Genomic DNA, 26644 nt, shown 5'->3' on the forward strand with positions numbered 1-26644 from the left:
TTGGCAGAACTCGGGGGGGCAATCAGACGCAGTTGGGAGTAGCCTGTTCATGACAACAAGGCCAACGGAGTCATTGATGAAGCGCACCATTCTAACGGCCATTGCCCTGACCGCGCTCGCGATAACTGCAGCGCAGGCCCAACCGTTGCAGACCATGCCCATCAGTCCCGCCGCGATGCCCGGTTCACCTGGCACCGCAACACCCACGCCGTATCCGCAAATCAGCCCGGCGCCATTGCCCAGAGTCGGCCCGGGTAGCAGCGGTCCACCGTTGGTGCCCATCAACAAGCCGAGCCCCCCGGCCAAGGACCAGCCACTGCCTGGACTGGAGTCTAATCCACCGAAACCCAAGCCACCGGGTGGTTAGACCTGCTGGGAAAGCAATTGCCCATCGGCCATACGCAAGCGTTTTGAGAGGGAAACGGCGAGGGCGCGGATGATCTTGGCAGCGATTTTCGGTGCGTCGTTGAGCATCTTTTCCAGCGAATCCTTACCCAGGTTGAGCAGCTGACAATTGCTCGCCGCCACGCAACTGGCCGAGCGCCGTTCGCCGTCGAGGACGGCCATTTCGCCGAACGAGCGACCGCTGCGCAATGTAGCGATGGTTACTCGTTGCCCGTCAGCGGTGGTTTTCTGCACCGCGACCTGGCCGGTGTGGATGATGCACATGAAGCTGCCGGCATCGCCCTCCTGGAAAATCTGTTCGCCCTGGGCAATGGTGCTGATGCTGAAATAGCCCGATGCAGCGGCAAAGTCTGCTGGCAGCAGTTGATTGAACAGGCCGCAGTCCATCAGCCAGTCGCGAATTTCGTTATTCAGTAGAGTGGGTTCTGACATGTCGTCACGGTCTTTTTGTTATGTCGATGGTTCCGGGGGAGCAGCCAATGCAGGAGCGAGCAGGTTCGCTCCTGCATTGGCTTTTGTGTTGTATCGGCACCTGGTGTGCTGAATTAAGACCGACACAGCGCACCAGGTTCCTCAGGCGATACCCAAAACGTTGAACAAAAATGCGTATTCGAGCGATACGTCACGCAATCCCTGATATCGCCCGCTCATCCCGCCGTGCCCGGCGCCGAGTTCGGTTTTAAGCAGCAGGGGACTGCTATCGGTTTTGGTCGCGCGCAATTTCGCCACCCATTTGGCCGCTTCCCAGTATTGAACGCGACTGTCGTTGTAGCCGGCGATGACCAGCGTCGCCGGATAGGCTTGCGCGGTGACGTTTTCGTACGGGGCGTAGGCCTTGATCCGATCATAGACATCCGGCGCTTCGGGATTGCCCCACTCGTCGTATTCCGTCACGGTCAATGGCAGATCCGGGTCGAGCATGGTGTTGAGTACGTCGACGAACGGCACTTCGGCAATGGCCGCGCCAAACAACTCAGGCCGCTGGTTGAGTACGGCGCCGATCAGCAGACCGCCGGCGCTGCCGCCGCTGATCGCCAGTTGTGGCGCGGTGGTGAAGCCTTTGGTGATCAGGTGTTCGGCGCAGGCAATGAAATCGCTGAACGTGTTGTGCTTGTGCTCCTGTTTGCCGGCTCGATACCAGGCTTCCCCCAGTTCGCCGCCGCCGCGCACGTGCGCTATGGCAAACGCCATGCCGCGATCCAGCAGGCTCAGGCGTGCGTGGGAGAACCATGGATCGAGGCTTTCGCCGTAGGCGCCATAGCCGTAGAGGTACAGCGGCACAGGTTTACCAAGGTCTTGACGCCTGACCACCAGACTGATCGGCACTTGCGTACCGTCCGGCGCGGTGGCCCACAGACGTTGGCTGACATAGGCGTCGGCATCGAACGGGCCGAGCACCGGGGTTTGCTTGAGCACTGTCTGCTCGCCGCAGGCCAGGTCCAGCTGACGGATCTGCGCCGGGCGGTTCAGTGCTTCATAACGCAGGCGAATGCGCTCGCTGGCGAATTCCAGGCTGTTTTGTACGTGCAGGCTGTAGGCAGCGTCCGGTAATTGCACGCGATAAGGCGACAGACCTTGCGGGTGAACTTCAATGACCGGCAGGCCGCCGATCCGCAGGCTCAAGGTCATGGCGCCAGTGTTCAGGCTTACCCCGTCGATCATCACGGCGTCCCTATGGGCAATCAGGTTTTGCCAGTCGGCCTCGAACGGCGCACCGCCGGTATCGACCGCGGTGTACAGGGCGAAGTTGATGCCGTCGCGGTTGGTACGTATGAACCAGGTCCACTGTCCGTCAAGCGCACCGTGGTCGACGTCATACTCATGGTCCTCGACCCGGGGCGCGATGCAGGTAAAGGTTTGCTGAGGCTGGTTGGCATCGAGTACCCAGACTTCGCTGGTGGTCTTGCTGCCCAGGGACAGCAGCAATTGCTGTTCGGAACTCGAGCGATAGCAATGCATGAAGAAACGGCCGTCAGCCTCATGGAACACTTCTTCGGCTGCCGTGCCGTCCAGACGATAGCGGTACAGTTTGTGTGGGCGGTGCGTGTCGTCCAGTTCGCCGAAAAACAGCGTCAGGCTGTCGTTGGCCCAGGTCATGCTGCCGTCGCAATCCTGGAATTCCAGTTCGCTGACACGCCCGTTGGATAATTCCTTCACGAACAGCGTGTAAATCTCATCGCCCGTGGAGTCGATGCTGTACGCAAGACGCTGATGGTCCGGGCTGATGCTGAACGCGCCAAGCGAAAAGAAGCCGCCGTTGGCGAGCTCGTTCGGGTCCAGGAGCAGTTGTTCCTGGTTTTCGTCGAGGGTCAGGCTGTCATCGGCCGGACGCGGGCAACGGTAGTGCCGGGCATATTCGTCGCCCGCCGTGGTGCGGGTGTAATACAGATACGGCCCCCAAGGCGAAGGAAGGGATAAGTCCGTCTCGAGAATCCGCCCCTTGATTTCCTCGAACAGCGTTTCGCGCAACCCGGCCTGATCGGCGGTTTGTGCTTGCTGATAGCTGTTTTCAGCCTTGAGGTAGTCGAGCACGGCCTCGGTGTCGCGTTCTTGCAGCCAGGCGTACGGGTCGGGGCCTTCAGCCTTGTGGGCGATCGGGGCGTCGCAAATGTTGGCGGATGTGGGCATGAAGGGCTCTCGAAAAGTGTACTGAATAGGGGTTGGCAACCTACATGAAGGAGCCTGACGGACGAAAAGCCGTTATCATAAGCGCCTCTTTGCCTGCCTTGCCATGGACACCATGACCGAGAACGACTATCTGATCGCTTGGGGCCTCTACGCCTTCGCCGCTTTGGGCTGCCTGTTGGTGTGGATGCGCATTACCCACTGGATGTGGCGTTGGCTGCGTGAACCGCTGCGGCTGCTGATGGCGGTGCTGTTGTTCAGCCCGACCATCATCGACCCGGTGAAGGATAAAGTCGCGCCGGCCATCGCCATTACGGCTCTGGACCTGCTGTTCAAGGTCGGCAACAACGCGTGGCGGGCGATTTCCGATCTGTTCATGTACGGCATGATCGCCTTCGGCCTTTATCTGGTGATGGTAGCGATCCGCTTCCCCATCGAGCGTGCTTCCAACGCTCGCAAAGAACAGTCTGCCGCCGCCAGGGCCGCTGCTCGGGCCGACGAGCCAGAAGAGGATCATCCGTTCGGCGGTGCCGGCGATGATCGCTACGGTCGTCCACCTGTACCGAGCAATCCCCAGCGGATGCGCGTCGAACCCCGTCTATAACCTTGCCCTGCCATTGAGCGAGAGTCCCGAACATGTGTGAGTTATTGGGCATGAGCGCCAATGTCCCGACCGATATCGTGTTCAGCTTCACCGGGCTGATGCAGCGCGGCGGACGCACCGGCCCGCACCGCGATGGCTGGGGTATCGCTTTCTATGAAGGTCGCGGGCTGCGGCTTTTCCAGGATCCGGCGGCGAGCTGCGAGTCGGAAGTCGCCAACCTGGTGCAACGCTATCCGATCAAGAGCGAAGTGGTGATCGGGCATATCCGCCAGGCCAACGTCGGTAAGGTCTGCCTGTCCAACACCCATCCGTTCGTCCGTGAACTGTGGGGACGCAACTGGTGTTTCGCACATAACGGCCAACTGGCAGATTTTCAGCCGACTACCAGTTTCTACCGCCCCGTCGGCGATACCGACAGCGAGTCGGCGTTCTGTGATTTGCTTAACCGCGTGCGTGCGGCGTTCCCTGATCCGGTCGATGTGGAAGAGCTGCTGCCGGACCTGGTAGCAGCGTGCGCTGAATACCGCAGCAAAGGTGTGTTCAACTGCTTGCTCAGTGATGGCGACTGGCTGTTCTGCTATTGCTCGACCAAACTGGCGCAGATTACCCGACGTGCACCTTTCGGCCCGGCGCGCTTGAAAGATGTCGATGTGATCGTCGATTTTCAGGCCGAAACAACACCCAATGATGTGGTCACCGTGATCGCTACCGAACCGTTGACCGAAAACGAAACCTGGACCCGTTACGAACCGGGTCAATGGAGCCTGTGGCGACGCGGTGAATGCGTCAGTCAGGGCCAGACTTCCTAAGGATTGTTCCCCATGTTGCTCAGTTACCTACGGCTGGTGTTGTTCGCAGCAGGCCTGTTGATCGGTGTCCAGGTGCCGGGGTTCATCAACGATTACGCCAAACGGGTCGAGGCGCACCTGATTGAGGCCCAGGCCGGGTTGAGTGGATTTCAGGGCACTGCCAACCAGTTTTTCAAGGGCGACATGCAGGCTTTGGTGGCTCATTACCGCGCCAGCGAAGACCCGATCTTTCGCAGCGATGCCGACAGTCTGAACAACCTGCTGACCCGTCAGGTGGCGCTGGACAAGCAGTTCCAGGCGATGCAGGGCCCGTGGTACATCCGCTTCCTGCAAGTGGTGCTGGCCGCCGATCCGGACATTCGCAAGGAAACCTGGAATGGCTACAGCTATCAGATCTTGCTGACTCCGGAGGCGATGATCTGGGGCATGAGCGGCGCGTTGCTGTTGTCGTTCGGGATCGAGTGCCTGTTCCGTCTGATCGACTGGGTGGTGCTGGGCGGCAAGCGTCTGCGCCAGAGCCGGCCGATTGAAGAGCGGGATTTGCGCGGTTTGTAAGAAAAGATCGCAGCCTTCGGCAGCGCGCTCATCTGTAGGAGCTGCCGAAGGCTGAGATCTTTTGATCTTCAGCGATTTAAAACGATGTAGCCCTCACCCACCTTCCGCGCATACCCCTCCAGCACCTGCTGACACAACGCCACAATTTCCTCGACCCACTCCACGCCCACCCGCCACGACACCACCACTTGCAAGTTCGGTGGTCGTTGATCGATGTCGAGCAAGGTCAGTTCGCCTCGCGCCAGTTCCTCGGCCACCAGCACCGGCGGCAAGGCGCCGATGCCAAAACCGTCGCGCAACAAGCGGGTAATCGCCGACACCGAATTCACGCAGTTCAGCCGTGGCGCCAACACGCCGGCGGCCTGCATCAGCGCGAGCACTTCCTGATGCGGATGGGAGTTTTTCGAATAGGTAATGATCCGCTCATTGGCCAGGTCGGCGATGCCAGAATACTCGCGGTTGTAGATGGAATTGCTGGCGACGATCCAGCCCATCGGGTGACTCGCCAGTTCCAGGCTGCGCACGCTTTCATGGCGCAGCAAATCAGTTTGCAGGATCACATCCAGAAAGCCTTTTTGCAGCTGATCGCAGAGGTTAAGCGAGGTATCGGCCACCAACTCGATTTCCACCCGTGGATAGTGATCGGTCATCTGCGCTACCAACGGGCTGAGCCAGGTATGGATCACCGTGTCCATCACGCCGATGCGCACGCGCCCGGCCTTGCTCGAACGGGTTTCGATCGACTGTTTCAGCGCCTGCATGGTGTCCATCATCTGCTCGGCGTAATCGAGCACTTTCAAGCCTTCGGGCGTCAGGCTGACGCCGCGCGAATCGCGCAGAAACAACTTCACCCCCAACTCGCTTTCCAGCACGGCAATACGGCTGGAAATCGACGCCTGGGTAGTGAAGAGCTTGTCGGCCGTCAGGCGAAAACTCTTGAGCCGGGCGACCCAGACAAAGGTCTCGAGAAACTTCAGATTCATCGGATAAGAATTTCTTATGGCTAAGGCGGGTTTTTATTAGTTGGACGCCGCAGGGGCGCGCGTCCAAAAATCGACGCATCCGGTTCCCACGATAGGCGTCGTCGGGGCTCAGAACAATACCAATAAAATCAGCGCGGAGATTTGCCATGAGTGCGCCCGACACCACTGCCATCCCGAAAGCAACGGCCCGGCCGGGACCTTTCGACTGGTATCGCAACATCAATCAGCAGGAACGTCGCACCTTCTGGAGCTGCAAGATCGGCTATGGCCTCGATGGCATGGACACGCAGATGCTCAGCTTCGTGGTGCCAACCCTGATTGCGATGTGGGGCATTACCACCGGGCAGGCCGGGCTGATTCATACCAGCACCCTGATTGCCTCGGCCATCGGTGGCTGGGTGGCGGGGATTCTCTCCGACCGCATCGGTCGCGTTCGCACCCTGCAACTGACTGTGCTGTGGTTTGCGTTTTTCACCTTCCTCTGCGGCTTTGCCCAGAGCTATGAACAACTGTTGATTGCACGGACCCTGATGGGCTTCGGTTTCGGCGGCGAATGGACGGCCGGCGCGGTGCTGATCGGCGAAGTGATTCGTGCCCAGGACCGTGGCAAGGCTGTCGGCATGGTGCAATCCGGTTGGGCTCTGGGCTGGGGGCTGACGGCGATTCTGTATGCCTTGCTGTTCTCGGTACTGCCGCCGGAAGACGCCTGGCGCGCACTGTTCATCCTTGGCATCGTGCCGGCGATTTTCGTGATTTTCGTTCGCCGGTTGGTCAAGGATCCGGAAATTTACCGTGAAGCCAAGGCTAAACAGGAACCGAGCAATCCGTCGAAGTTCTACGAGATCTTTGCTCCCGGCATGCTCTTCACCACGTTTCGCGCTTCGTTGCTGACCACCGGTGCATTGGGCGGCTACTACGCCATCACTTCCTGGCTGCCGACTTTTCTGAAGAATGAACGCGGTCTGAGCGTACTCGGCACCGGCGGTTATCTGGCGATGGTGATCATTGGATCCTACGTTGGCTACGTTATCAGCGCTTATTTGACTGACATCCTCGGACGAAAAAAGAACTTCATCCTGTTCGCGGTCGGCTCCTTCACCATCGTCCTGCTGTACACGCAACTGCCGGTCAGCAACGGCGTGATGCTGTGGCTGGGCTTCCCGTTGGGTTTCTTCGCCTCGGGGATTTTCAGCGGCATGGGCGCGTTTCTGACCGAGTTGTTCCCTACACGCATTCGCGGTTCGGGCCAGGGTTTTTGCTACAACATCGGCCGTGCGCTGGCGGCGTTGTTTCCGCTGCTGATCGGCCTGCTCAGCCAGACAGTTCCGCTGAGTGTAGGCATCGGTGCCTTTGCGGCAGTGTCCTACGGCGTGGTAATCCTCGCGGCCCTGAGCCTGCCGGAAACCCGTGGTAAACAACTGGATGCGCAGTAACTGATAACCTGCGGGCTCAGAAATGTCCCGCAGCTAAAAAGAATAAAGCCTACAGGAGTGTTCATTGTGAGCCGCCTGCTATTGAACTGCGATATCGGCGAGAGCTTCGGCAGCTGGACCATGGGTCTGGACGCCGAGGTCATGCCCTTCATCGATTGCGCCAACATCGCTTGCGGTTTCCATGCCGGCGACCCGAGCATCATGCGCAAGACCGTCAGCCTGGCTCTCAGCCACGGCGTGCAGATCGGCGCGCATCCGGCCTATCAGGATCTGGTTGGTTTCGGGCGACGTTCCATGGCCTATGCCACCCAGGAACTACAAGACATTGTGCATTACCAGATCGGCGCCCTCGATGGCATCTGCCGTGCCCAGGGCGGGCGGGTAAGCTACGTAAAACCTCACGGCGCGATGTACAACGACATGATGGCCAATCCGGCGCAGTTGCGTGCGGTGCTGCAAGCGGTAGCGTCCTATGACCGCAACCTGCCGCTGATGCTGATGGCGACCAAAGACAACAGCGCCGCCCAGCAGTTGGGCGATGAGTGCGGTGTGACCCTGTGGTTCGAAGCCTTTGCTGACCGCGCCTACGATAGCGCCGGCAGGTTGGTGGCGCGACAAACGCCGGGGGCCGTGCATCACGACCCGGAGGAAATCATCGAACAGGCGCTGATCATTGCCCGTGGCGACGACCTCACCGCCAATGACGGTAGCCCTTTGCATCTGCAAGCCAACACCCTCTGCGTGCACGGCGACAATGCCCATTCGGTCGCCGCCGTGCAACGCATCCGTGAAGCGCTGAACCGGCAGCACACATCATGAAAATACGGGTAGAAATCGTCGCCCTCGATTGCCTGATGGTGCGTCTGTTCGATGAGATCGCCGAAGCCAACATGCCATGGATGCTCGCCGCCAGCGAAAGTCTGCGTGCGGCGTTCGCTGATCATCTGATCGATCTGGTGCCGTCCTATACGACATTGATGGTGCATTACGACCTGACTGCCTTGAGCCCGGATCAAGCGCGGGAATTGATTGCCCAAGCGTTAATCGATCTGTCGCCCAACGCGCGCACTCGCGGCACCTGCCATGTGTTGCCGGTGTGGTACGACTTGAGCGTGGGCCCTGAGTTGGACCTTCTGGCGCAGCGCAGCGGACTGCCGGTGGAGGAGGTGATTCGCCGTCACAGCGCACATGAATATCAGGTGTTCGCCCTGGGTTTTGCGCCCGGATTTGCCTTTATGGGGCTGGTGGAAGAAGTGCTCGCCACGCCGCGCTTGAACACGCCACGCAAAAAAGTCGCCGCCGGCAGTGTCGGCATCGCCGAACGGCAGACGGCCGCCTACCCAGTGGTATCGCCAGGTGGCTGGAACCTGATTGGTCGTACCCCGGCGAAATTGTTCGATCGAAATCGCGATGGATACAGCCTGATGCGACCGGGCGACACCGTGCGCTTTGAAGCGATCGGCCATGCCGAGTTCATCAATCTGGGCGGAGATGACACACCGTTGGAGGCCTTGGCATGAGCCGTTTGACAATTGAAGCGAGTACACCGCTGTGTCTGTTGCAAGATGCCGGTCGATTCGGCGTGCGGCATCTGGGCGTGACCCAGGGCGGCGCGGCTGATTGGCGTTCGATGTCGTGGGCTAACTGGATGCTGGGTAACGGACTGGATGCGACGGTGATCGAAATCACCCTCGGCGGTTTCACCGTCGTGGCCGAGGACGATTGCGTGCTGGCGCTGGCCGGGGCGGATCTGGGGGCACAAGTGGATGGCGAGGTGTTGGCACCCTGGCGCAGTTTCCGCTTGCACAAAGGCCAGCGTTTGCAGTTCACCCAGCCATTGCTCGGCGCTCGCGCCTATCTGGCCGCCCCCGGCGGGTTTGACGCACCGAGGGTGTTGGGCAGCAGTGCGACGGTGGTCCGTGAAGAACTGGGCGGGCTGGATGGCATGGGGCGGGCCTTGAGCAAAGGCGCAAGTTTGAGCAGTGCGGGCAATTCGCTGATGTTGTTGCGCGAGCTGACGGCCGACCAGCGCCCCGATCTGACTCTGGATACGCCTTTGGATCTGGTCCTTGGCGCTCAGATTGGCGAGTTCAGCGGGCAAAGCCTGTTCGATGCCTTCAACACTTCCTGGACCCTCGACAGCCGAGCCGACCGGATGGGCATTCGTCTGTTGGGCAAGGCGTTGCAGTACCAGGGAAAACCGATGATTTCCGAAGGCATCCCGTTGGGCGCTGTTCAGGTGCCACCGGACGGTCAGCCGATTGTGCTGCTCAATGATCGACAGACCATTGGCGGTTATCCGCGATTGGGGGCGTTGACGCCGTTGGCGCTGGCGCGGCTGGCGCAGTATCTGCCGGGAGCGCAGGTGCGGTTGCGGCCGGTGGTGCAGGAAGTGGCGCATCGCGAACAGGTCGAATATCTGCACCGGTTCAGGTGACCCCCTGTAGGAGCCGGCTTGCCGGCGAAAGCAATCTTGATCCTTGTCGCGACAGATCGGACGCCTTCGCTGGCAAGCCAGCTCCTACAGGACAGAGGTGTTACTTGGACAAAAACCGCATCCCTTCCTCCAACCCCCGAAGGGTCAGCGGATACATCTGGTCGTCGATCAAATCCCGTACGATGTTGGTCGACGAGGTATACCCCCACGTGTCTTTCGGGTACGGATTGATCCAGATGAGCTTCTTGTACTTCTCCTTGAACCGCTGCATCCAAACGTAACCGGCTTCTTCGTTCCAGTGCTCGACACTGCCGCCCGGCTGGGTGATTTCATACGGTGCCATGGCAGCGTCACCGATGAAGATCACTTTGTAGTCGGCGCCATACTTGTGCAGCAGGTCCATGGTCGAAGTGCGCTCGGAGGTGCGACGCATGTTGTTCTTCCACACCGATTCATAAATGAAGTTGTGGAAGTAGAAGTACTCCAGATGCTTGAACTCGGTCTTGCAGGCCGAGAACAGCTCTTCGCAGATTTTTACGTGCGCGTCCATCGAGCCGCCGATGTCGAACAGCAGCAACAATTTGACCGTGTTGCGTCGCTCCGGACGCATCTGGATATTCAACAACCCGGCGTCCTTTGCGGTGTGGTCGATGGTGCCATCGATGTCCAGTTCCTCCGCCGCGCCCTGACGGGCGAACTTGCGCAGGCGACGCAGGGCGACCTTGATGTTGCGGGTGCCCAGTTCCACCGAATCGTCGAGGTTCTTGTACTCGCGCTGGTCCCAGACCTTGACCGCTTTACCCTGGCGCTTACCGGCGTCACCGACCCGAATACCTTCTGGGTTGAAGCCGCCGGAGCCGAACGGGCTGGTGCCGCCAGTGCCGATCCACTTGTTGCCGCCGGCATGGCGTTCTTTCTGTTCTTCCAGGCGTTTCTTGAACTCTTCGATCAGTTTGTCCAGGCCACCGAGGGACTGGATCGCCGCCCGCTCTTCGTCGGTCAGCGAGCGCTCGAATTCCTTGCGCAGCCAGTCTTCTGGAATCAACGCCTGCAAGTGGTCATCGAGTTTTTCCAGACCATTGAAGTAGGCGCCGAAAGCGCGATCGAACTTGTCGAAATGCTTTTCGTCCTTTACCAGGATCGCCCTGGCCAGGTAATAGAACTCGTCCATGTCGGCGAAAGTCACGCGCTGTTTCAGCGCGTTGATCAGGTCCAGCAGCTCACGCACCGAGACCGGCACCTTGGCTGCGCGCATTTCATTGAACAGGTTGAGCAACATGGCGTTGGCCCTTATCGACTGCCGCGACGGCTCATGAACGCCAGACGCTCCAGCAGTTGCACGTCCTGTTCGTTCTTGACCAGGGCACCGGCCAGCGGCGGGATGGCCTTGGTCGGATCACGTTCGCGCAGCACCGCTTCGCCGATGTTGTCGGCCATCAGCAGCTTCAGCCAATCGACGAGCTCGGAGGTCGACGGCTTTTTCTTCAGGCCTGGCACCTTGCGCACGTCAAAGAACACGTCCAGCGCTTCGCTGACCAGGTCCTTCTTGATGTCCGGGTAGTGCACGTCGACGATTTTTTGCAGGGTGTTGCGGTCAGGGAAGGCGATGTAGTGGAAGAAGCAGCGGCGAAGGAAGGCATCCGGCAGCTCTTTCTCGTTGTTGGAGGTAATGATGATGATCGGGCGTTTCTTGGCCTTGATCGTTTCGTCGATCTCGTAAACGTAGAACTCCATCTTGTCGAGTTCTTGCAGCAGGTCGTTCGGGAACTCGATGTCGGCCTTGTCGATTTCGTCGATCAGCAGGATCACACGCTCTTCGGACTCGAAAGCCTCCCAGAGCTTGCCCTTTTTCAGGTAGTTGCGAACGTCGTGGACTTTTTCCGTGCCCAGTTGCGAATCGCGCAGACGGCTCACCGCGTCATACTCGTACAGGCCTTGATGGGCCTTGGTGGTCGATTTGATGTGCCAGGTGATCAGCTTGGCACCAAAGGATTCGGCCAGTTGCTCGGCGAGCATGGTCTTGCCGGTGCCCGGTTCGCCCTTGACCAGCAATGGCCGCTCCAGGGTGATGGCGGCGTTGACCGCCAGCTTCAGGTCATCGGTGGCGACGTAGGCCTGGGTGCCTTCGAACTTCATCTGCTAATCCTCGAACGGTAACGCCGACCTGAACGAGGCAGGGCGGGGCGCAATAAAATGGTCAGCGCCGACTATAACGCGGTGCCCGGTCGACTGTGAACGCAGACGGCTTATTCAGTCTCTGAATGGGGCGTCACATCTTGACTCAGTCTCGGCGGCTAGCCAGTATTGAGCTATCGCCATATTGGCGATAGCTTGCCGGGCATGTCTACTAAATATCGATTTCGCGATACGTACCGCATTCAGTTGCGCGAAAAGGATCATCCACCGCCGCATGTTCATCTGACGGGTGGCGGGCCGGACGTCATGCTCAGCCTGGGAACCATCGAAGTGATGGTCGGCAAGGCACCGCCGCTGATTATCAAGGAAGCGCTGGCGTGGATCAGAGCCCATCAGACGCAATTGCTGGAGGAATGGAAACGATGTTACCCATGAAACGACCCCGTTTGTCGGCCGTGCAGGCGTTGTCGGATTACCGGCTGGCGCTGACCTTCATCGACGGTCAGCAACTGACCCTGGATTTGAGCCATGACTTGCAGGCTTTTCCCGGCTTGCAGCCATTGCAGGGAACTGCTTTCGAGGCCGCCTCCCTCGGTGACGACGGCTGGTGCGTCGAATGGCCGGAGCCGGATATTCAGATAGGCGCCGACACCTTGTATCTGGATGCCCTCGCGCAAAATGCGTCCGACGAAAATACTCGGATTTTTATAGATTGGCGTGCCCGCAACGGGCTGCCGCTCAATCAGGCCGCCGAAGCGCTGGGAGTCAGCACCCGCAGCATCAGCCGCTACAGCAGCGGTCGCGAAGCGGTGCCACGTTCACTGGCCTTGGCGTGTCTGGGTTGGGATTTTCTGCAGCAGCAAATGAAGCAGTCCCAGGCAGCGGAGAAAACAGGTCGCTACGTCGTTACGCGTAAACCTTAACCCGCTTCCGGCTTCGGTCGCTCGTACCGCGCATTGAAGGCCTGAACGAAGCCATTGCGCAAAATCTGTAAAAACGCCTGGAACGCACTGATATTTTGTTGATGCACATTGCCTTTGAGTTCGACGCGCGTGGCGAACTGGTTTTTGCCCTGGTTTTTCAAAACGGTCTCGGTACCACCGACCAAAGCTTCCCAGATCGAGCGAAACAGGCCTTTGTCCTTGTTTTCCACGTCCTGTTGCCAATTGAATACGTCAACATCGCGCAGCAAAGGCTTGATGTAACCGGTAAGGCGTCCTTTGTCGGCCTTGGCTTCTATCACCACATCGCCATGCCCGGCGTTGAAGTCGAACTTGCCGTAGGCCGCAGCGAAGTCGTTCATGCGCTTGAGCTGGATATCCGTGGCCCTCATCCGGAATTCGAAATCCTCGAAATTGCTCAAAGGATCGAACGTCGCCGTGGTTTCCAGCGGCGCGTGCCCCAGCAGCAGCGCCTTGCCTTCGAAGCGCGCATCGCGCTTGCCTTCTTTGTCGACCACGTTGGTCAGGTTAAAGATGCTGGCGTTGACCTGCGTGGCATTCATGTTGACCGGCGGTTTGGAGTTGAAATTTCGAAAAGTGAGTCGACCGTCATGAATCCGTACTTCATCCAGGGTGATCGGCAGTAATTTGCCCAATTGCGCTCGCCAGTCAGTGCCTTCACCGGTCTGTGAGTTTTTCTTGTTGGCTCCGCCATCGACGAAATTCACTTCGGGGTCAAAAAATTGTACTTGGGCAACGACCGCGTGGTCGTACCACAGGGAATGCCAACTGACCGAAAGATCGATCAACGGCGCATTGACGAAGGGCACCGGTACTTTGCCATTGACCTTGACGATTCTAAGTCCGTTGATTTTGTAGGCGCCGCGCCACAGTGCCAGGTCAACGTCGACGATTTGCCCCCGGTAATCACCCATGTCAGCCAGCTTTTCATTGAGGTAGTTGCGCACCAGATAGGGCAGGGCGAAGTGCAGGGTAATCAGCAGCGCAACGAGGGCCGCGAAGGTCCACAGGGGCCAGCTGTAGCGACGTTTCATGATGGCAAATCTCTGGCGATGTAAAGCCATTGACTGCGCTGACAACAGGACGTTCGACCTGACTGGACGCCTACGGGCAAGAGGCTTACCTTGATGCCCTGTTTTTAATGTTGCAGATATGAGTCAAGGACATAGCCATGAGCCGAATTTTCGCTGACAACGCCCATTCCATTGGCAATACACCGCTGGTGCAAATCAACCGGATCGCCCCGCGTGGCGTCACTATCCTGGCCAAGATCGAAGGTCGTAACCCGGGGTACTCAGTCAAGTGCCGGATCGGCGCGAACATGATCTGGGACGCTGAAAGCAGTGGCAAACTCAAGCCGGGCATGACCATCGTCGAGCCGACTTCCGGAAACACCGGCATCGGCCTGGCCTTCGTGGCTGCCGCCCGTGGTTACAAATTGATGCTGACCATGCCTGCCTCCATGAGTATCGAACGGCGCAAAGTGCTCAAGGCTCTGGGAGCTGAACTGGTGCTGACCGAGCCCGCCAAGGGCATGAAAGGCGCCATTGAGAAAGCGGGTGAAATTGTTGCTGGCGATCCGTCCATGTATTTCATGCCGGCTCAGTTCGATAACCCGGCCAACCCGGCCATCCACGAAAAGACCACGGGCCCCGAAATCTGGAACGATACCGATGGTGCTGTCGACGTGCTGGTCGCAGGCGTCGGAACGGGCGGAACCATCACGGGTGTTTCGCGGTATATCAAGAATACCCAGGGCAAACCGATTCTTTCGGTGGCGGTGGAACCGATTGTCTCCCCAGTGATTACTCAAGCGCTGGCAGGAGAGGAGATCAAACCGAGCCCGCACAAGATCCAGGGCATCGGTGCCGGTTTTGTACCAAAGAACCTTGATCTGTCGATTGTCGATCGCGTTGAGTTGGTCAGCGACGATGAGTCCAAGGCGATGGCCCTGAGGTTGATGCAGGAAGAAGGGATTTTGTGCGGCATCTCTTGTGGCGCAGCAATGGCGGTGGCAGTGCGTTTAGCCGAAACCCCGGAAATGCAGGGCAAGACCATCGTGGTGATCTTGCCGGATTCAGGCGAACGTTATCTCTCCAGCATGCTGTTCAGCGATCTGTTCACCGAGCAGGAGAATCAGCAGTAAGGGGCTGGTGCAGGCCTGATGGTGAGGGGAAACCCTCGTCATCAGCAGGAGGTTCAGATCAGCTGGCGTTCAGGTACTTGGTGTTATTAACAGTGGCTTTGTTGCGTAACTGTTAAAACTGAATGTTGAGTCAGGCGGTTATTTCCGTGATTGGCAATGTTTATCATGCCAAGGGCAGCGTCGGGTAAATGGCGTTGCAGTCTGAATTGTTAACAAGGAGTTGTAGATGAACCTACCCTTCGTCGCGAAGGCGTCGTTATTGCTGCTATTTATTGGCAGTACCCTATATGTGCATTTACGTGGCAAGGCGCGGTTGCCTGTCCTGCGTCAGTTCGTCAACCACTCGGCGTTGTTCGCACCTTACAACGCCTTGATGTACCTGTTTTCAAATGTGCCTTCAAAACCTTACCTCGACCGCAGCAGGTTCCCTGAACTGGACGTGCTCAAGGACAACTGGGAAACCATACGCGACGAAGCGTTGGAACTGTTCGATGAGGGTTACATCCGCGCTGCCGAGAAGAACAACGACGCCGGATTCGGTTCATTCTTCAAGAAGGGCTGGAAGCGTTTCTACCTCAAGTGGTATGACAAACCACTGCCATCGGCGGAACTCCTGTGCCCGAAAACAGTGGAACTTGTCAGCAAGATTCCTAACGTGAAGGGCGCGATGTTTGCGCTGCTACCAGGTGGCAGTCACCTCAACCCGCATCGCGATCCATTCGCCGGTTCGTTGCGTTATCACCTGGGTCTGTCGACCCCCAACTCCGAAGATTGCCGCATTTTCGTCGATGGTCAGGTTTACGCCTGGCGTGATGGTGAGGACGTGATGTTCGATGAGACCTATGTGCATTGGGTCAAGAACGAAACCGAGCAGACCCGGGTCATCCTGTTTTGCGACATCGAGCGACCACTGAGTAGCCGAATGATGACCGGCATAAACCGTTTCGTCAGTGGCTTCCTTGGGCGCGCCACGGCACCGCAGAATCTTGATGACGAGCGTGTCGGCGGGATCAATAAGGCGTACGCCTGGAGCAAGTGCTCCAGCGACAGAATCAGCGGTGTGGTCAAACGATGGAAGCGCCGTTACCCCGAGGCTTACCGTGTATTGCGACCGGTGCTGGCGGTAATGGTGCTGGGGTTGTTGGGGTATTGGTTGTTTGCCTGAGCCCTGCATCCAACGAATAAGCAACCGGCTGGAGACGACGAGCCTGCTCGCAGGATGTTGATCGTCGCCGGCCTGGTTTTCGTATTCCGCAAAACCGCATAAACCCGAGAAGGCTCGAGACATTTGTCCTGGGTTCTTTTTTCGGTTCGCTGCCTTTGCCTGTTCGGGCGCAAGGAAGCCGATATCCCAGATTGTAATCCCATGGTCGTAGTGCGAGATCCGTGAGTGCCTGCGCGCCTGCAGCTGCCTGTTGTCGTGCTCACTGCCTGCCGTTTGCAGACATAATATTCTGTAGTGCCGGAAGGTTCGTGCGGCAAATCAGGAAGCTTCCTACATAAACTTTTTTTCCTCCTTGTTAGCGTGCTCGGCACTGTTCGCATGCAGACCACCGAGGGTTTGGATGCTGCGTTTCATTTCCTCTCTGCTTCTCTCAGCTTAAGGACAAGCCTATGTTCGCGCCGGCCCATACCGCGCATTTCGAACTGAAAATTCCCACCGTACGCAACGATTTCAAGGTCCTGGCGTTTGACGGTGTCGAAAGCATCAGCACCTTGTATGCGATCCGGGTGGAGTTGGTCAGCGAGTACCCGGATCTGGACCTGGAAAGCCTGCTCAGTCAGCCGGCCTTTCTCCGGTTCGGTCACAACGGCGAAGGCCTTCATGGGCGTATCGAAGAGGTGTCAGTCGGTGCGTCCGGCAAGCGCCTGTGTAGTGGTCTAATGAAACCGGAAACCATTGGCCCCATGGTTTACCTGCTGACGGAAGGGGTTGTGGCAGGAGTGAGCGGAATGTTCATCGAAAAACAAGAGCAGGCGCTGGTTGTTCTGTTGTCCGAAGTGATGGCCTGGAAGCCGAGCAATGCCTGGCGCAAAGACGATGTACTGTTGGCTGCACACAACAGCGGCAGGTTTGATTGTTTGGCGTAGGCAGTGAGCAATAATGAGGACGCATACACAACGCCCTCATTGTTTCCGCTCTATAGCGGTTGATCGGACTGAATAGCACAGCGGAAGCCATCGCCTGCGAAATACCCATTTTTATACGCTCATCAGCCCAGCGTCGCGCTGAATACTGGCTCTTCCGGATAGTTCGATCCTCTGCGAATCCGAAGTGTGCCTGTTTCGGGGCCGGTAGGATTTTCCACTGGTGAGTTACGGTAATAATTTTTTCCGTACCAATCATTCACCCAATCGGTGGCGTTTCCAGAGAGGTTGTAGATCCCAAGGGGGTTAGGTACAAAACTATCAACTGCGAAAGTACGACCAGATCCCGGATTGGGAAAGTTGCGCCCATAATTCAGGCTGCCATTGTCGGTGGGGAACATTACCCATTGACCACGATTACGTGCGGCATATTCCCATTGAGCCTCAGTGGGCAGATCCACGGGAAACCCACTTAGCCCCCTAACCAACCGCAGTAGTCCTTGGCTTCCTGCCAGCTTTTTACTGGTGCAGGTAGATTAGGTGCAAAACGCTTGAACTTTAAATTTTCCCGCTCACGATATTCAGCGTCAAACAATGGTTTGCCTTGAGCAATAAAAAACAGATCGAAATCTCTCAGCGTCACTTGAAATTTCGAAAAGGAGTAACTGCTCAGCTTAACGAGATGAACGTAGTCGTCGTCAGCATCCCTGCTGATACGCCCCATCCGTTCCGGCTCCACACCGCAGGGCCAGTCACACATATTTGTTGGGTTATCATCGAACGGCCAACCAAAATCCCCCATTTGAAATTCACCTCCCTCGACAAACACCATGTTATCCAGTGATAGCACCACAGTATTCAGCAGCTTGCCGCGAACTTCGGTGGAAAGTGCTGGGTGTTGTTGCTCAATGGTCGCGGCGATCTGGGCTACTTTGCCGGGCGAAAGGAAGCGGTAACGTTTGTGCCTGACAGCCCGTGAGGCAATAGAGTGAGACCTGTTAACAATACCTGTCTGGTCATGGACGGGTCCTTGCATGTATAGGCTTGGCTAGACTTGCAAGGTTATCATTGGTTGTTATTTCAGTATTAAGCATTAAAGGATGATTTTGCTGTTAGCTTGTTTTTCGGAAAAGTCCTACTTGAATATCGGAGTTATCTTATGAAGTTGTTGAAGTTTGTAAATATTCTTTAGTTATTGCTGTCTGATCATCCAACGGATCGAATGTGGATACCGGGAGAGTTTTTGGAAAGATACGGGGCGTAACCCGCGCTTCTTATGTGCTCAGCGTGTGCTCGGCCCGCACCGAATTCATGAACGCCTGCATCGCCGAAGACTGGATGCGATGTCGGCGGGTAATCAGCCCATACGGCGGCAGTCGCGCTTCGAATTTGATCGGCAACACCGCCAGCAGATCCCGGCCGGGGTAATCCTCGACCACTGAAACCGGCGTCACCCCGAGCATGTCGGTCTGTTGAATCAGCGACAGCAAGGTCATGATCGATGTGGTCTCGACGATGCTGCTCGGAATGTCGACGCGGGCGTTGTGAAACACCTGATTGATAATGGCGCGCATCGGACTTGGGTGTTGTTGCAGTACCCAGGTCATGTTCTGCAATTCAGCCCAGCTCAGTTGCGTGGCTTTCGCCAGTGGATGTTGTGCACCGGCAATCACGCACAAGGCTTCTTCGCCGAGACTGTCGAAAAGCAACTCTTCGGCGCGGGCACCTGCGGGAATCCGTCCCAACACGATGTCCAGTTGATCCTGCAACAGTGCCTGCACCAGCACGTCGCTGGTGTCGACCTGAATGCTCATGGACAAGCGCGGGTGGCTTTTCTTCAAGGTGGCGATGGTGCGGGTCAGCAGCCCCGAGGCCAATGCCGGAATGGCACCCACCGCGACCCGGCCCAGGTTGCCGGATTCGAGGGCGACCAGTTCTTCACGCATGCCGCTCAGTTCGGCGAAGACCATCCGCGCGTAGTAGATGACGGTTTCCCCGAACGGGGTAGAGCGCATGCCCCGGGGCAGGCGTTCGAACAATTCCACGCCGAGCAGATCCTCGGCTTCGTGGAGCATCTTGGTCGCCGCCGGTTGAGTCATGCCGATGTGGTCGGCAGCGCGGCGCAACGAACCGAATTCCTGCAACGCCAGCATCAGCCTCAGCTGGCGCAGACGAAGTCGACTATGGATGACATTGGCAACAGGAATTCGGGTCATGGGCCGCGCTCGCAAGAAAGTCTGCGGCAAGCCTGACAACAAATGTCAGGCGTTGCCAGCATTGCTGTGTCACAGCACCGATTTTGGCTTGGCGACGTGTGGTTTACGCAGGCCGATCAAGAGGCCCAAGGCCTTGGAAATCAGCGGCCAGAACAGCATCAGCAGGGCCGCCGTGGTCAGGCTGCCCACCAGCGGGTTGGACCAGAAAATCCCTAGGTGCCCGTCAGAAAACAGCATCGATTGACGGAATGCATCTTCGGCTTTGTCGCCCAAAACCGCAGCCAGCACCAACGGCGCAATCGGGTAGCCGAGCTTCTTGAACAGATAACCCAGCGCGCCGAAGCCCAGCATCAGCACCACGTCGAAAAACGAGTTGTGCACCGAGTACGCACCGATGGCGCAGACCATGATGATGATTGGCGCGATGATCGAGAACGGAATGCGCAGGATCGAAGCGAATAGTGGCACGGTGGCCAACACCACGATCAGGCTCACCACGTTGCCCAGGTACATGCTGGCGATCAGGCCCCAGACAAAATCATGTTGCTCGACGAACAGCGTAGGCCCGGGATGCAGCCCCCAGATCATCAAGCCGCCGAGCATGACCGCGGCGGTGGCCGAACCCGGAATGCCGAGGGTCAGCATTGGCAACAGAGCGCTGGTGCCCGCCGCGTGGTCGGCCGTCTCGGGTGCGATCACGCCTTCGATTTCGCCTTTGCCAAAGTTGTCGCGGTTCTTCGAGAAACGCCGTGCCAGGCTGTAGCTCATGAACGACGCAGCGGTTGGGCCGCCGGGGGTGATGCCCATCCAGCAACCGACCAGGGTGCTGCGCACGATCGTCCACCAGTAGCGCGGCAGTTTTGCCCAGGTGCGCAAGATCACCATCGGTGTAATACGTGCATGTTCGCCACGGAACACCAGACCTTCTTCGACGGTGCAGAGGATTTCGCCGATGCCGAACAGGCCGATCACCGCCACTTCAAAGCTGATGCCGGTCATCAGGGTCGGTTGGTCGAAGGTCAGGCGCAGGTTGCCTGACACGGTGTCCATGCCGACAGCCGCCATGGCGAAACCGATCATCATCGCCACCACAGTTTTCAGCGGCGGGTTCTTGCTCATGCCGATGAAGGTGCAGAAAGCCAACAGGTACACCGCGAAGAACTCCGGCGAACTGAAAGACATGGCGAACGCGGCGATCTTGGTCGACAGGAACGTCAGCAGCAGCACCCCGCACAATGCGCCGATCAGTGCCGAACTGAATGCGGCGGTCAATGCCTCGGCGGCGCGACCTTCGCGGGCCATCGGGTAACCGTCGAAGGTGGTCGCCACCGATGAGGGCTCGCCGGGAATGTTGAACAGAATCGAGGTGATCGAGCCGCCAAACAGCGCGCCCCAATACATGCACGACAGCAAAATGATCGCCGACACTGGCGACATGGTGAACGTCAGCGGTAGCAAAAGCGCCACGCCATTGGGGGCGCCGAGGCCGGGCAGGACGCCGACCAGAATGCCCAGCAGTACGCCGATCACCATCAAGCCGATGTGGCCTGGGGTGAGGATCAGGTTCATGCCTTGCAGCAGGGAGTCGAACTCGCTCATTTGAAGTTTCTCCCGGCCAGGGCAATCCAGTCGCCCATCGGGCCGGCATCCAGCGGCACCTTGAACCACAACGCGAAAATCAGGTAACTGGCGAGCACCGCGCCGAGCGATACGCTGCCAATCATCCACTTGCCGTACGGCTTGACGCGAACCTTGTCACGCCACATGAACCAGGCGATGAAACACGCCGAGGCCACGTAGATGCCGGTGAACGGCATGGCGGCGACGAACAGCGCAATCGGTACGAACACCGACAACACTTGCCGGAATGCGTCGCGACTGACGAAAGCCACGCTCATGGCCTGCCAGCGCACCAGCGTCAGTACGGCGTTGCCCACGCTCGCGGCGCTCAGCAACAGGCCGATATAGAAGGGGAAGTAACCCGGCTCGGGGCCGGCATCACCCCAGCCGATGCCTTGTTCAACACTGCCGAACATCACCACGGCGCCGATCAGGGTGGTGAACAGCGTCAGGCCGAGTTCGACCCAGCGGGTGCCGACCAGTGCCGGTGAATCCGAAGAATGGGACATGAAATACCTCCAGCAGGAGACGCTCGCCCGCAGGCGAGCGGCCGCGACAACTTAGTTTTTCAGCCAGCCGGCTTCTTTGAACACCGGGGTGACGCGGGCGGTGTCTTTTTCGATGTAGGCGGTCAGTGGTTCGCCTTCAAGGAAGGTCGGCACCAGTGCGTTCTGTTTCACGTAGGCCTTGAACTCAGGCGTTTCGGTGACTTTGCGCATCAACTCGACATAAAACGCCCGTTGTTCGGCGCTGATGTCGCCGGGCATGAACACGGTGCGCGGGAAGCGATATTGGTCGATGCCCAGGCCTTGTTCATGGCAGGTCGGTACATCGGCCCAGGATTTGTCGCCGGCGACTTTTTCGGTGTAGCTCATGCGTTCTTTACTGAACACACAGAGCGGCTCGATCTGGTCTCCGCGCCATTGACTGATGCTTTCGCTGGGGTTGTTGACGTTGGCGGCGATGTGTTTGCCGGCCAGTTGCGTTGCGGCTTCGCTACCGCTCTTGAATGGGATGTACACCAGTTTGGCGTTGTTGGTCTGGTTGAGCAGCAGGGTCAGGGTCTGGTCGACGTCCTTGGACTGGCTGCCGCCCATGCGCAGGTTGGAGGGATCGGCCTTGACCGCTTCGTAGAAACTTTTTGCATCCTTCCACGGCGCGCCTTTATAGCTCCAGAGGATGAAGTCGTCCTCGGCCACGGCGGCAATCGGCGTCAGTTCCTGCCATTGGTAACCGAGCTTGGAGACCAGCGGCAACAGGTAGATGTTGTTGGTGCCGATCACCAGTTTTTCCGCGTCGCCCTTGTTCATTTTCATGTCGAGGAAGGCTTCGGCGCCATTGCCGCCACCCTTGTTGAGGACGATGGTATTGACGTCGAGCAGCTTGTGCGTGGTGATGATCGACTGGATCAGCCGACCGAGCTGGTCTGTGCCGCCACCTGGGCCACCGGCGACAACGATTTCGACGTTCTTGTCCGGTTGCCAGGCGTGAGCCAGAGCAGGAAGGGCGCCGGCGGCGACCAGTGTGCAACCAAGAAACAGACGGGATGTGCTACGGACGAATGCATTTCGCATGATGGAAGGGCCTCGTTTTTGTAGTTGTTATGAGTAGTGACTTGTCTACGTTCGAAAGCTGCAAGCCTGGCCTGAGTGTGTGAAGGTCCTGGCGTGGCGTCTAGTCAAAACAATACATACACCGATAGCCTGGGGTTATAGCAGTGGGAGCGAGCCTGCTCCTACAAGGATCTGAGTTGAAAGGTCATTGAAAGCACGACATGACATAACCCGTGGCTATCACCTGATTTCAAGTTTTGATTAGACGGTTATCAGTGAGCCTTCGATAGTGTTCAACAACGCCGCAACAAACGCGGCACAACGCCAATCCTGTAGGAGCCGGCTTGCTGGCGATAGCGGTGTGTCAGGCGCCATCAATGTTGATTGATGCGCCGCCATCGCCAGCAAGCCGGCTCCTACAGATCGACGTTTGCATCTGCACAACAATAATAAAACGAGGTACGCACCATGGCTCGATCCAGTGCTTCCCTGAGCCTGCCCGACGCAAGTGTCCAGACGCAGGCCGCTGCTCCCGCGCAAGCCAGTGCCAAAGCCAGCGGTGTACGCTGGAAGATCTTCGCGATCATCTTCGCTCTGACCATGGTCAACCTGATTGACCGGGTATCGCTGTCCATCGCCATGCCGACCATCGCCCACGAATTCTCCCTGTCGCCGAGCCTGCAAGGGCTGATCCTCAGCAGCTTTTTCTGGGCGTACGCGTTGTTGCAGATTCCCGGCGGTTGGCTGATCGATCGCTTCGGCCCGCATCGGGTCATCAGCTGGTCAACCGGGTTGTGGGGCACCTTTCAGGTATTGGCAGCGTTTGCTACCGGCGGCTTGTCGCTATTGTTTGCGCGGGTGGCGCTGGGCGCGGCGGAAGCGCCGTTGTTCCCCTCGGGCGGCAAGCTGATTTCTTTGTGGCTGGCCCCGAGCGAACGCAGTCGCGGCGCCGTGTTGATGGACAGCGGCAGTCCATTGGGCGTGGCGCTGGGCGGGTTGATCATTGCGTACCTGATCGCGTCGCTGGACTCCTGGCGCCTGGCCTTTGTGATCGCCGGGATTGCCACGTTGGTGCTGGCCTGGGTGGCGCGGCGTTACCTGCGCGATGACCCGGCCTGTCATCCGCAGGTCAATGAAGCGGAGCTGGAAAAAATCAATGTCGGACGTGCAACCCCTGCCGCCGAAGCGGCGCGGGTGCCGGTCAAGGGGCTGGGCATCGCCGCCCGTTCCCTGAGTGGTTTGCTGATCGGACGGGCCAGTTGGGCGATGGTGTATTTCGGTCTGCTGACCTGGGGGCCGAGCTATCTGGCCCAGGCTCGCGGCTTCGATATCAAGGGCATTGGCGCCGCGACGTTTGTGATCTTCATCTGCGGTGCGCTGGGTTCGTTGACCGGTGGTTTCCTGTGCGACGGTTTGATCCGCAAAGGTGTCAGCCGAGGTGTCGCGGTCAAAAGTCTGCTGGCGTTTTCCGGGCTGGTCGCTCTGGGTGCGTTCCTGATGCTGCCGACCCTGACCAATCCCTACGCGGCGGTGGCGTTGTTGGCCATGACCGCATTTTTCCTGATGTGGGGCAGTCTCTACTGGAGCTTCCCGGCGCTGCTGGCAGCCCCGGCGCGAGTCGGTTTGATCGGCGGCGTCATGAACATGGCCGGCAGCACCGGCGGCATCGCGGTGCCGATTCTGGTGGGGGTGATTCTGCAAGCGGCCGGTGGTTTTGCCCCGGTGCTCGGGTTCTTCGCGGCGTGTTCGGCAGTGTTTGTGCTGGCGACGTTGTTCATCAGCCTCGACGAGGTGCGTCATGACTGAGCTCTTACTGAAAAAAGCCTGGAACGGCCCGATCATCGACGCCCATCATCACTTCTGGGACCCCACCGTCAACGACCATCCGTGGCTCGCGCCCGAGGCCAACATCCCGTTTCGCTACGGCGATTACACCGCGATCAAACGCCGATATTTTCCCGAGGATTATTTCGCCGATGCAGGTCCGCACAACATCGTGCAAACGGTGTACGTCGAGACCGAATGGAACCCTGAAGACCCGATTGGCGAAACCCGTTTCATCGAGCAACTCGCCGCTCGCTACGGCGTGCCGAATGCGGTCGTCGCGCAAGCCTGGCTCGATCATCCGGACGCCATCGATGTGCTCACCGAGCAGGCGCGCTTCAAGCATGTGCGCAGCGTGCGTCACAAACCGGGCGGGCCGGCCGCGGCGTCGCAAGTGGGTCACATGCGCAGTCTGATGAGCGACGAGCACTGGCGCCGCAGCTACGCCGCACTGGAAGGCCTGGGCCTGCACTTCGATTTGCAGACGCCTTGGTGGAACCTGCACGAGGCCGAACGCCTGGCCCGGGATTTCCCTGGCATCACGCTGATTCTCAACCACGCCGGGTTGCCCAATGACCGCAGCGCCGAAGGCCTGGCCGCCTGGCGCCTGGCAATGGCGCGGCTGGCCCAGTGGCCGAACGTCGTGGTGAAAATTTCTGGCCTGGGGCAGGGCGGCCAGCGGTGGCGCGCCAAGGACAATGCCTGGATCGTGCGCGAAGTCATCGCCATGTTCGGCAGCCACCGGGCGATGTTCGCCAGCAACTTTCCGGTCGACAGCCTGTGCGGCTCGTTCGACGACATCTACAGCGGTTTCAAATCCATCGTCGCCGATCTGCCCTGGGCTGATCAGGAGCGACTGTTCTACAGCAACGCGCAGCGTGTTTATCGCTGCGAGCCTTGCGCCATTGACCGGGCGCAGCCTGAACCCTTGAGGAGTGAAGCATGAAAAAATCCACCATCGCGATGGTCCTGGGTGACCCTGCGGGCATCGGTCCGGAATTGATCGCACGCCTGCTCGGCGAGTCCGACGTGCGCCGCAAGGCCAACGTGATCCTGATCGCCGACGAAGCGGAAATGCGTCGCGGCATGCGCATCGCCGGGCTGGAGTTTCCATATCGACGCGTGGAGTCGCTGGAGCAAATTTCCTTTGTTGATGACACGCCACTGCTCTACGACTTTCGCGGCGACACGGTCGGTGAGTTCCCGCGCAGTGAAGCCAGCGTGGTTGGCGGTCGCTATAGCCTCGATACCCTGGAAGTCGCCCTGCGCCTGACCGAGGCCGGCACGACCGACGCGGTGCTGTTCGGGCCGTTGAACAAGACTTCGCTGCACATGGCCGGCATGGCGCACAGCGATGAGTTGCACTGGTTTGCCGAGCTGCTGGATTTCCACGGGCCGTTCTGTGAATTCAATGTGCTCGACAATCTGTGGACTTCACGGGTGACGTCCCATGTGGCCTTGAAGGATGTGCCGGGGTTGCTCAGCGAAAAGCGGGTGATCGAAGCGATCCAGTTGATCGACACCGCGCTCAAGCGCAACGGACTGGAAAAACCGCGCATCGGCGTGTGTGGGTTGAACCCGCATAACGGCGATAACGGCTCGTTCGGCCGCGAAGAACTGGACATCATCGGCCCGGCCGTGCGCTCGGCACAGACGTTGGGGATTGAGGCGCAAGGGCCGTATCCGGCGGATACGATTTTCCTCAAGGTCCAGGGCGATGCCAGCGCCTTCGACGCGGTCGTCACGATGTATCACGACCAGGGCCAGATCGCGATCAAGCTGATGGGTTTCTCTCGCGGCGTGACGGTGCAGGGCGGTTTGCCGATCCCGATCACCACTCCGGCCCACGGCACGGCGTTTGATATCGCGGGGCAGGGCAAGGCGAATGTTGGTGCGATTCGCCAGGCGTTCGAGATTGCTTGCCGGATGGGTGGCAACCGCTACTGACTTTCAGACCCACGAAACCCCTTGTAGGAGCTGGCTTACCAGCGATGACGGCCTGACAGACACCCTTGAAGTGACTGTCGGGCCGCTATTGCTGGCAAGCCAGCTCCTACAGTTTTAGGTATTGCCCCGATAACTCGATCTACGGGATAACTGCTTTTTGCGATCACCCCTGGTTATCGCCGGATACGCATAAGTGATTATCCGCAGCCCCCGGGCGCTGGCTAAAGTCGGCCCATCGAATGCCAAAGCCCATCCATCCAGAGGCTCTGCGCACACGACCAACAATGACAAGAAAGCCGGC

27 protein-coding genes and 1 pseudogene are annotated in these 26644 nt (G+C 58.6%); 16 read left to right on the forward strand and 12 right to left on the reverse strand.

All coding sequences use genetic code 11. The annotated features are described in order from the left end of the window. Positions 1–76: 76 nt before the first annotated feature. Positions 77–367: a hypothetical protein gene (locus QMK58_RS08155; RefSeq protein ID WP_320396127.1), complete on the forward strand. Its 291-nt coding sequence runs from the start codon at positions 77–79 to the stop codon at positions 365–367. Here QMK58_RS08155 and QMK58_RS08160 read toward each other — a convergent pair. Further along, the gene (locus tag QMK58_RS08160) at positions 364–837 is read right to left on the reverse strand and encodes a cyclic nucleotide-binding domain-containing protein (RefSeq protein ID WP_053156214.1); all 474 of its coding nucleotides are present in this window, start codon (positions 835–837) and stop codon (positions 364–366) included. The genes QMK58_RS08155 and QMK58_RS08160 overlap by 4 nt on opposite strands. A gap of 141 nt (positions 838–978) precedes the next feature. Continuing rightward, a complete protein-coding gene (locus QMK58_RS08165) occupies positions 979–3033 on the reverse strand; it encodes a S9 family peptidase (protein ID WP_320396128.1) in 2055 nt (684 codons plus the stop codon). 103 nt (positions 3034–3136) lie between these two features. Here QMK58_RS08165 and QMK58_RS08170 point away from each other — a divergent pair, with 103 nt between their 5' ends. From QMK58_RS08170 to QMK58_RS08180, 3 genes are read left to right on the forward strand one after another with little or no spacing between them, the layout of a single operon-like run. Continuing rightward, positions 3137–3634, forward strand: coding sequence for a hypothetical protein (locus QMK58_RS08170; RefSeq protein ID WP_053156221.1), 498 nt, complete (start codon positions 3137–3139; stop codon positions 3632–3634). Positions 3635–3666: 32 nt separating this feature from the next. After that, positions 3667–4443, forward strand: a complete 777-nt coding sequence (locus QMK58_RS08175) for a class II glutamine amidotransferase (RefSeq protein ID WP_053156224.1) — start codon at positions 3667–3669, stop codon at positions 4441–4443. A 12-nt stretch (positions 4444–4455) separates the two neighbouring features. After that, entirely contained in the window at positions 4456–4998 is a 543-nt protein-coding gene (locus tag QMK58_RS08180; protein WP_053156228.1) for a DUF2937 family protein, read from the forward strand. 68 nt (positions 4999–5066) lie between these two features. Here the strand turns inward: QMK58_RS08180 and QMK58_RS08185 are convergent, their stop codons facing one another. After that, positions 5067–5981, reverse strand: coding sequence for a LysR family transcriptional regulator (locus tag QMK58_RS08185; protein WP_053156231.1), 915 nt, complete (start codon positions 5979–5981; stop codon positions 5067–5069). 146 nt (positions 5982–6127) lie between these two features. Here QMK58_RS08185 and QMK58_RS08190 point away from each other — a divergent pair, with 146 nt between their 5' ends. The 4 genes from QMK58_RS08190 (at position 6128) to QMK58_RS08205 (ending at position 9851) form a co-directional block, all read left to right on the forward strand. After that, positions 6128–7414 (forward strand): MFS transporter, encoded by a 1287-nt coding sequence (locus QMK58_RS08190; protein WP_053156234.1) that lies wholly within the window; start codon positions 6128–6130, stop codon positions 7412–7414. A 66-nt stretch (positions 7415–7480) separates the two neighbouring features. After that, a complete protein-coding gene (locus tag QMK58_RS08195; protein ID WP_320396129.1) occupies positions 7481–8233 on the forward strand; it encodes a 5-oxoprolinase subunit PxpA in 753 nt (250 codons plus the stop codon). After that, entirely contained in the window at positions 8230–8934 is a 705-nt protein-coding gene (pxpB, locus tag QMK58_RS08200; RefSeq protein ID WP_053156239.1) for a 5-oxoprolinase subunit PxpB, read from the forward strand. The genes QMK58_RS08195 and pxpB overlap by 4 nt, the downstream gene beginning before the upstream one ends. Continuing rightward, the gene (locus QMK58_RS08205; RefSeq protein ID WP_320396130.1) at positions 8931–9851 is read left to right on the forward strand and encodes a biotin-dependent carboxyltransferase family protein; all 921 of its coding nucleotides are present in this window, start codon (positions 8931–8933) and stop codon (positions 9849–9851) included. The genes pxpB and QMK58_RS08205 overlap by 4 nt, the downstream gene beginning before the upstream one ends. A 100-nt stretch (positions 9852–9951) precedes the next feature. On the opposite strand, the gene QMK58_RS08210 is transcribed toward QMK58_RS08205, so the two are convergent. Both QMK58_RS08210 and QMK58_RS08215 read right to left on the reverse strand, forming a co-directional pair. Continuing rightward, positions 9952–11130 carry a vWA domain-containing protein gene (locus QMK58_RS08210; protein WP_053156245.1) on the reverse strand — a complete coding sequence of 393 codons (1179 nt, stop codon included), beginning with the start codon at positions 11128–11130 and terminating at the stop codon, positions 9952–9954. An 11-nt stretch (positions 11131–11141) separates the two neighbouring features. Beyond that, positions 11142–11987: an AAA family ATPase gene (locus QMK58_RS08215; protein WP_053156248.1), complete on the reverse strand. Its 846-nt coding sequence runs from the start codon at positions 11985–11987 to the stop codon at positions 11142–11144. A 204-nt stretch (positions 11988–12191) separates the two neighbouring features. Between QMK58_RS08215 and QMK58_RS08220 the strand changes: the two genes are divergently transcribed. Next, on the forward strand, positions 12192–12422 hold the full coding sequence (locus QMK58_RS08220) for a DUF4160 domain-containing protein (RefSeq protein WP_320396131.1): 231 nt from the start codon (positions 12192–12194) through the stop codon (positions 12420–12422). Further along, entirely contained in the window at positions 12410–12910 is a 501-nt protein-coding gene (locus tag QMK58_RS08225) for a DUF2442 domain-containing protein (RefSeq protein WP_320396132.1), read from the forward strand. Before QMK58_RS08220 ends, QMK58_RS08225 begins: the two co-directional genes overlap by 13 nt. On the opposite strand, the gene QMK58_RS08230 is transcribed toward QMK58_RS08225, so the two are convergent. Next, on the reverse strand, positions 12907–13983 hold the full coding sequence (locus QMK58_RS08230; protein WP_053156258.1) for a DUF748 domain-containing protein: 1077 nt from the start codon (positions 13981–13983) through the stop codon (positions 12907–12909). The genes QMK58_RS08225 and QMK58_RS08230 overlap by 4 nt on opposite strands. A gap of 137 nt (positions 13984–14120) precedes the next feature. Here QMK58_RS08230 and cysK point away from each other — a divergent pair, with 137 nt between their 5' ends. The 3 genes and pseudogenes from cysK to QMK58_RS08245 all read left to right on the forward strand — a co-directional run. Continuing rightward, positions 14121–15095, forward strand: a complete 975-nt coding sequence (gene cysK, locus QMK58_RS08235) for a cysteine synthase A (RefSeq protein WP_053156261.1) — start codon at positions 14121–14123, stop codon at positions 15093–15095. A 226-nt stretch (positions 15096–15321) separates the two neighbouring features. Beyond that, the gene (locus tag QMK58_RS08240) at positions 15322–16260 is read left to right on the forward strand and encodes an aspartyl/asparaginyl beta-hydroxylase domain-containing protein (protein WP_053156265.1); all 939 of its coding nucleotides are present in this window, start codon (positions 15322–15324) and stop codon (positions 16258–16260) included. A gap of 449 nt (positions 16261–16709) precedes the next feature. After that, positions 16710–16967, forward strand: a pseudogene (locus tag QMK58_RS08245) (type VI secretion system tip protein VgrG); the annotation flags it as partial. 341 nt (positions 16968–17308) lie between these two features. Here QMK58_RS08245 and QMK58_RS08250 read toward each other — a convergent pair. The 6 genes from QMK58_RS08250 to QMK58_RS08275 form a co-directional block, all read right to left on the reverse strand. Then, a complete protein-coding gene (locus tag QMK58_RS08250) occupies positions 17309–17644 on the reverse strand; it encodes a formylglycine-generating enzyme family protein (protein WP_320396133.1) in 336 nt (111 codons plus the stop codon). Positions 17645–17655: 11 nt separating this feature from the next. Then, positions 17656–18219 (reverse strand): SUMF1/EgtB/PvdO family nonheme iron enzyme, encoded by a 564-nt coding sequence (locus QMK58_RS08255; RefSeq protein WP_320396134.1) that lies wholly within the window; start codon positions 18217–18219, stop codon positions 17656–17658. A gap of 238 nt (positions 18220–18457) precedes the next feature. After that, positions 18458–19399 (reverse strand): LysR family transcriptional regulator, encoded by a 942-nt coding sequence (locus tag QMK58_RS08260; RefSeq protein WP_053156270.1) that lies wholly within the window; start codon positions 19397–19399, stop codon positions 18458–18460. Between the two features lie 69 nt (positions 19400–19468). After that, complete coding sequence (locus tag QMK58_RS08265) at positions 19469–20998, reverse strand: tripartite tricarboxylate transporter permease (RefSeq protein ID WP_053156273.1); 1530 nt, start codon at positions 20996–20998, stop codon at positions 19469–19471. Further along, complete coding sequence (locus tag QMK58_RS08270) at positions 20995–21528, reverse strand: tripartite tricarboxylate transporter TctB family protein (protein WP_053156276.1); 534 nt, start codon at positions 21526–21528, stop codon at positions 20995–20997. Before QMK58_RS08270 ends, QMK58_RS08265 begins: the two co-directional genes overlap by 4 nt. 51 nt (positions 21529–21579) lie before the next feature. After that, the gene (locus tag QMK58_RS08275; protein WP_320396135.1) at positions 21580–22593 is read right to left on the reverse strand and encodes a tripartite tricarboxylate transporter substrate binding protein; all 1014 of its coding nucleotides are present in this window, start codon (positions 22591–22593) and stop codon (positions 21580–21582) included. A 447-nt stretch (positions 22594–23040) separates the two neighbouring features. On the opposite strand from QMK58_RS08275, the gene QMK58_RS08280 reads away from it, so the two are divergent. From QMK58_RS08280 to QMK58_RS08290, 3 genes are read left to right on the forward strand one after another with little or no spacing between them, the layout of a single operon-like run. Then, a complete protein-coding gene (locus QMK58_RS08280) occupies positions 23041–24378 on the forward strand; it encodes an MFS transporter (protein ID WP_053156282.1) in 1338 nt (445 codons plus the stop codon). Then, on the forward strand, positions 24371–25342 hold the full coding sequence (locus QMK58_RS08285; RefSeq protein WP_082344433.1) for an amidohydrolase family protein: 972 nt from the start codon (positions 24371–24373) through the stop codon (positions 25340–25342). Before QMK58_RS08280 ends, QMK58_RS08285 begins: the two co-directional genes overlap by 8 nt. Further along, on the forward strand, positions 25339–26343 hold the full coding sequence (locus QMK58_RS08290) for a 4-hydroxythreonine-4-phosphate dehydrogenase PdxA (protein ID WP_053156286.1): 1005 nt from the start codon (positions 25339–25341) through the stop codon (positions 26341–26343). The genes QMK58_RS08285 and QMK58_RS08290 overlap by 4 nt, the downstream gene beginning before the upstream one ends. Positions 26344–26644 lie beyond the last annotated feature (301 nt).

Origin of the sequence: Pseudomonas sp. P8_241, from assembly GCF_034008315.1 — a bacterium.
Classification (GTDB): Bacteria; Pseudomonadota; Gammaproteobacteria; order Pseudomonadales; family Pseudomonadaceae; genus Aquipseudomonas.

What these genes read in the sequence shown, in the direction of transcription:
- QMK58_RS08160 (WP_053156214.1), bottom strand. Translation starts at nt 837, where the DNA reads ATGTCAGAACCCACTCTACTGAATAACGAAATTCGCGACTGGCTGATG.
- QMK58_RS08215 (WP_053156248.1), bottom strand. Translation starts at nt 11,987, where the DNA reads ATGAAGTTCGAAGGCACCCAGGCCTACGTCGCCACCGATGACCTGAAG.
- QMK58_RS08170 (WP_053156221.1), top strand. Translation starts at nt 3,137, where the DNA reads ATGGACACCATGACCGAGAACGACTATCTGATCGCTTGGGGCCTCTAC.
- QMK58_RS08205 (WP_320396130.1), top strand. Translation starts at nt 8,931, where the DNA reads ATGAGCCGTTTGACAATTGAAGCGAGTACACCGCTGTGTCTGTTGCAA.
- QMK58_RS08255 (WP_320396134.1), bottom strand. Translation starts at nt 18,219, where the DNA reads ATGCAAGGACCCGTCCATGACCAGACAGGTATTGTTAACAGGTCTCAC.
- QMK58_RS08220 (WP_320396131.1), top strand. Translation starts at nt 12,192, where the DNA reads ATGTCTACTAAATATCGATTTCGCGATACGTACCGCATTCAGTTGCGC.
- cysK (WP_053156261.1), top strand. Translation starts at nt 14,121, where the DNA reads ATGAGCCGAATTTTCGCTGACAACGCCCATTCCATTGGCAATACACCG.
- QMK58_RS08270 (WP_053156276.1), bottom strand. Translation starts at nt 21,528, where the DNA reads ATGTCCCATTCTTCGGATTCACCGGCACTGGTCGGCACCCGCTGGGTC.
- QMK58_RS08225 (WP_320396132.1), top strand. Translation starts at nt 12,410, where the DNA reads ATGTTACCCATGAAACGACCCCGTTTGTCGGCCGTGCAGGCGTTGTCG.
- QMK58_RS08185 (WP_053156231.1), bottom strand. Translation starts at nt 5,981, where the DNA reads ATGAATCTGAAGTTTCTCGAGACCTTTGTCTGGGTCGCCCGGCTCAAG.
- pxpB (WP_053156239.1), top strand. Translation starts at nt 8,230, where the DNA reads ATGAAAATACGGGTAGAAATCGTCGCCCTCGATTGCCTGATGGTGCGT.
- QMK58_RS08260 (WP_053156270.1), bottom strand. Translation starts at nt 19,399, where the DNA reads ATGACCCGAATTCCTGTTGCCAATGTCATCCATAGTCGACTTCGTCTG.
- QMK58_RS08290 (WP_053156286.1), top strand. Translation starts at nt 25,339, where the DNA reads ATGAAAAAATCCACCATCGCGATGGTCCTGGGTGACCCTGCGGGCATC.
- QMK58_RS08180 (WP_053156228.1), top strand. Translation starts at nt 4,456, where the DNA reads ATGTTGCTCAGTTACCTACGGCTGGTGTTGTTCGCAGCAGGCCTGTTG.
- QMK58_RS08240 (WP_053156265.1), top strand. Translation starts at nt 15,322, where the DNA reads ATGAACCTACCCTTCGTCGCGAAGGCGTCGTTATTGCTGCTATTTATT.
- QMK58_RS08210 (WP_053156245.1), bottom strand. Translation starts at nt 11,130, where the DNA reads ATGTTGCTCAACCTGTTCAATGAAATGCGCGCAGCCAAGGTGCCGGTC.
- QMK58_RS08155 (WP_320396127.1), top strand. Translation starts at nt 77, where the DNA reads ATGAAGCGCACCATTCTAACGGCCATTGCCCTGACCGCGCTCGCGATA.
- QMK58_RS08265 (WP_053156273.1), bottom strand. Translation starts at nt 20,998, where the DNA reads ATGAGCGAGTTCGACTCCCTGCTGCAAGGCATGAACCTGATCCTCACC.
- QMK58_RS08280 (WP_053156282.1), top strand. Translation starts at nt 23,041, where the DNA reads ATGGCTCGATCCAGTGCTTCCCTGAGCCTGCCCGACGCAAGTGTCCAG.
- QMK58_RS08285 (WP_082344433.1), top strand. Translation starts at nt 24,371, where the DNA reads ATGACTGAGCTCTTACTGAAAAAAGCCTGGAACGGCCCGATCATCGAC.
- QMK58_RS08230 (WP_053156258.1), bottom strand. Translation starts at nt 13,983, where the DNA reads ATGAAACGTCGCTACAGCTGGCCCCTGTGGACCTTCGCGGCCCTCGTT.
- QMK58_RS08175 (WP_053156224.1), top strand. Translation starts at nt 3,667, where the DNA reads ATGTGTGAGTTATTGGGCATGAGCGCCAATGTCCCGACCGATATCGTG.
- QMK58_RS08275 (WP_320396135.1), bottom strand. Translation starts at nt 22,593, where the DNA reads ATGCGAAATGCATTCGTCCGTAGCACATCCCGTCTGTTTCTTGGTTGC.
- QMK58_RS08165 (WP_320396128.1), bottom strand. Translation starts at nt 3,033, where the DNA reads ATGCCCACATCCGCCAACATTTGCGACGCCCCGATCGCCCACAAGGCT.
- QMK58_RS08190 (WP_053156234.1), top strand. Translation starts at nt 6,128, where the DNA reads ATGAGTGCGCCCGACACCACTGCCATCCCGAAAGCAACGGCCCGGCCG.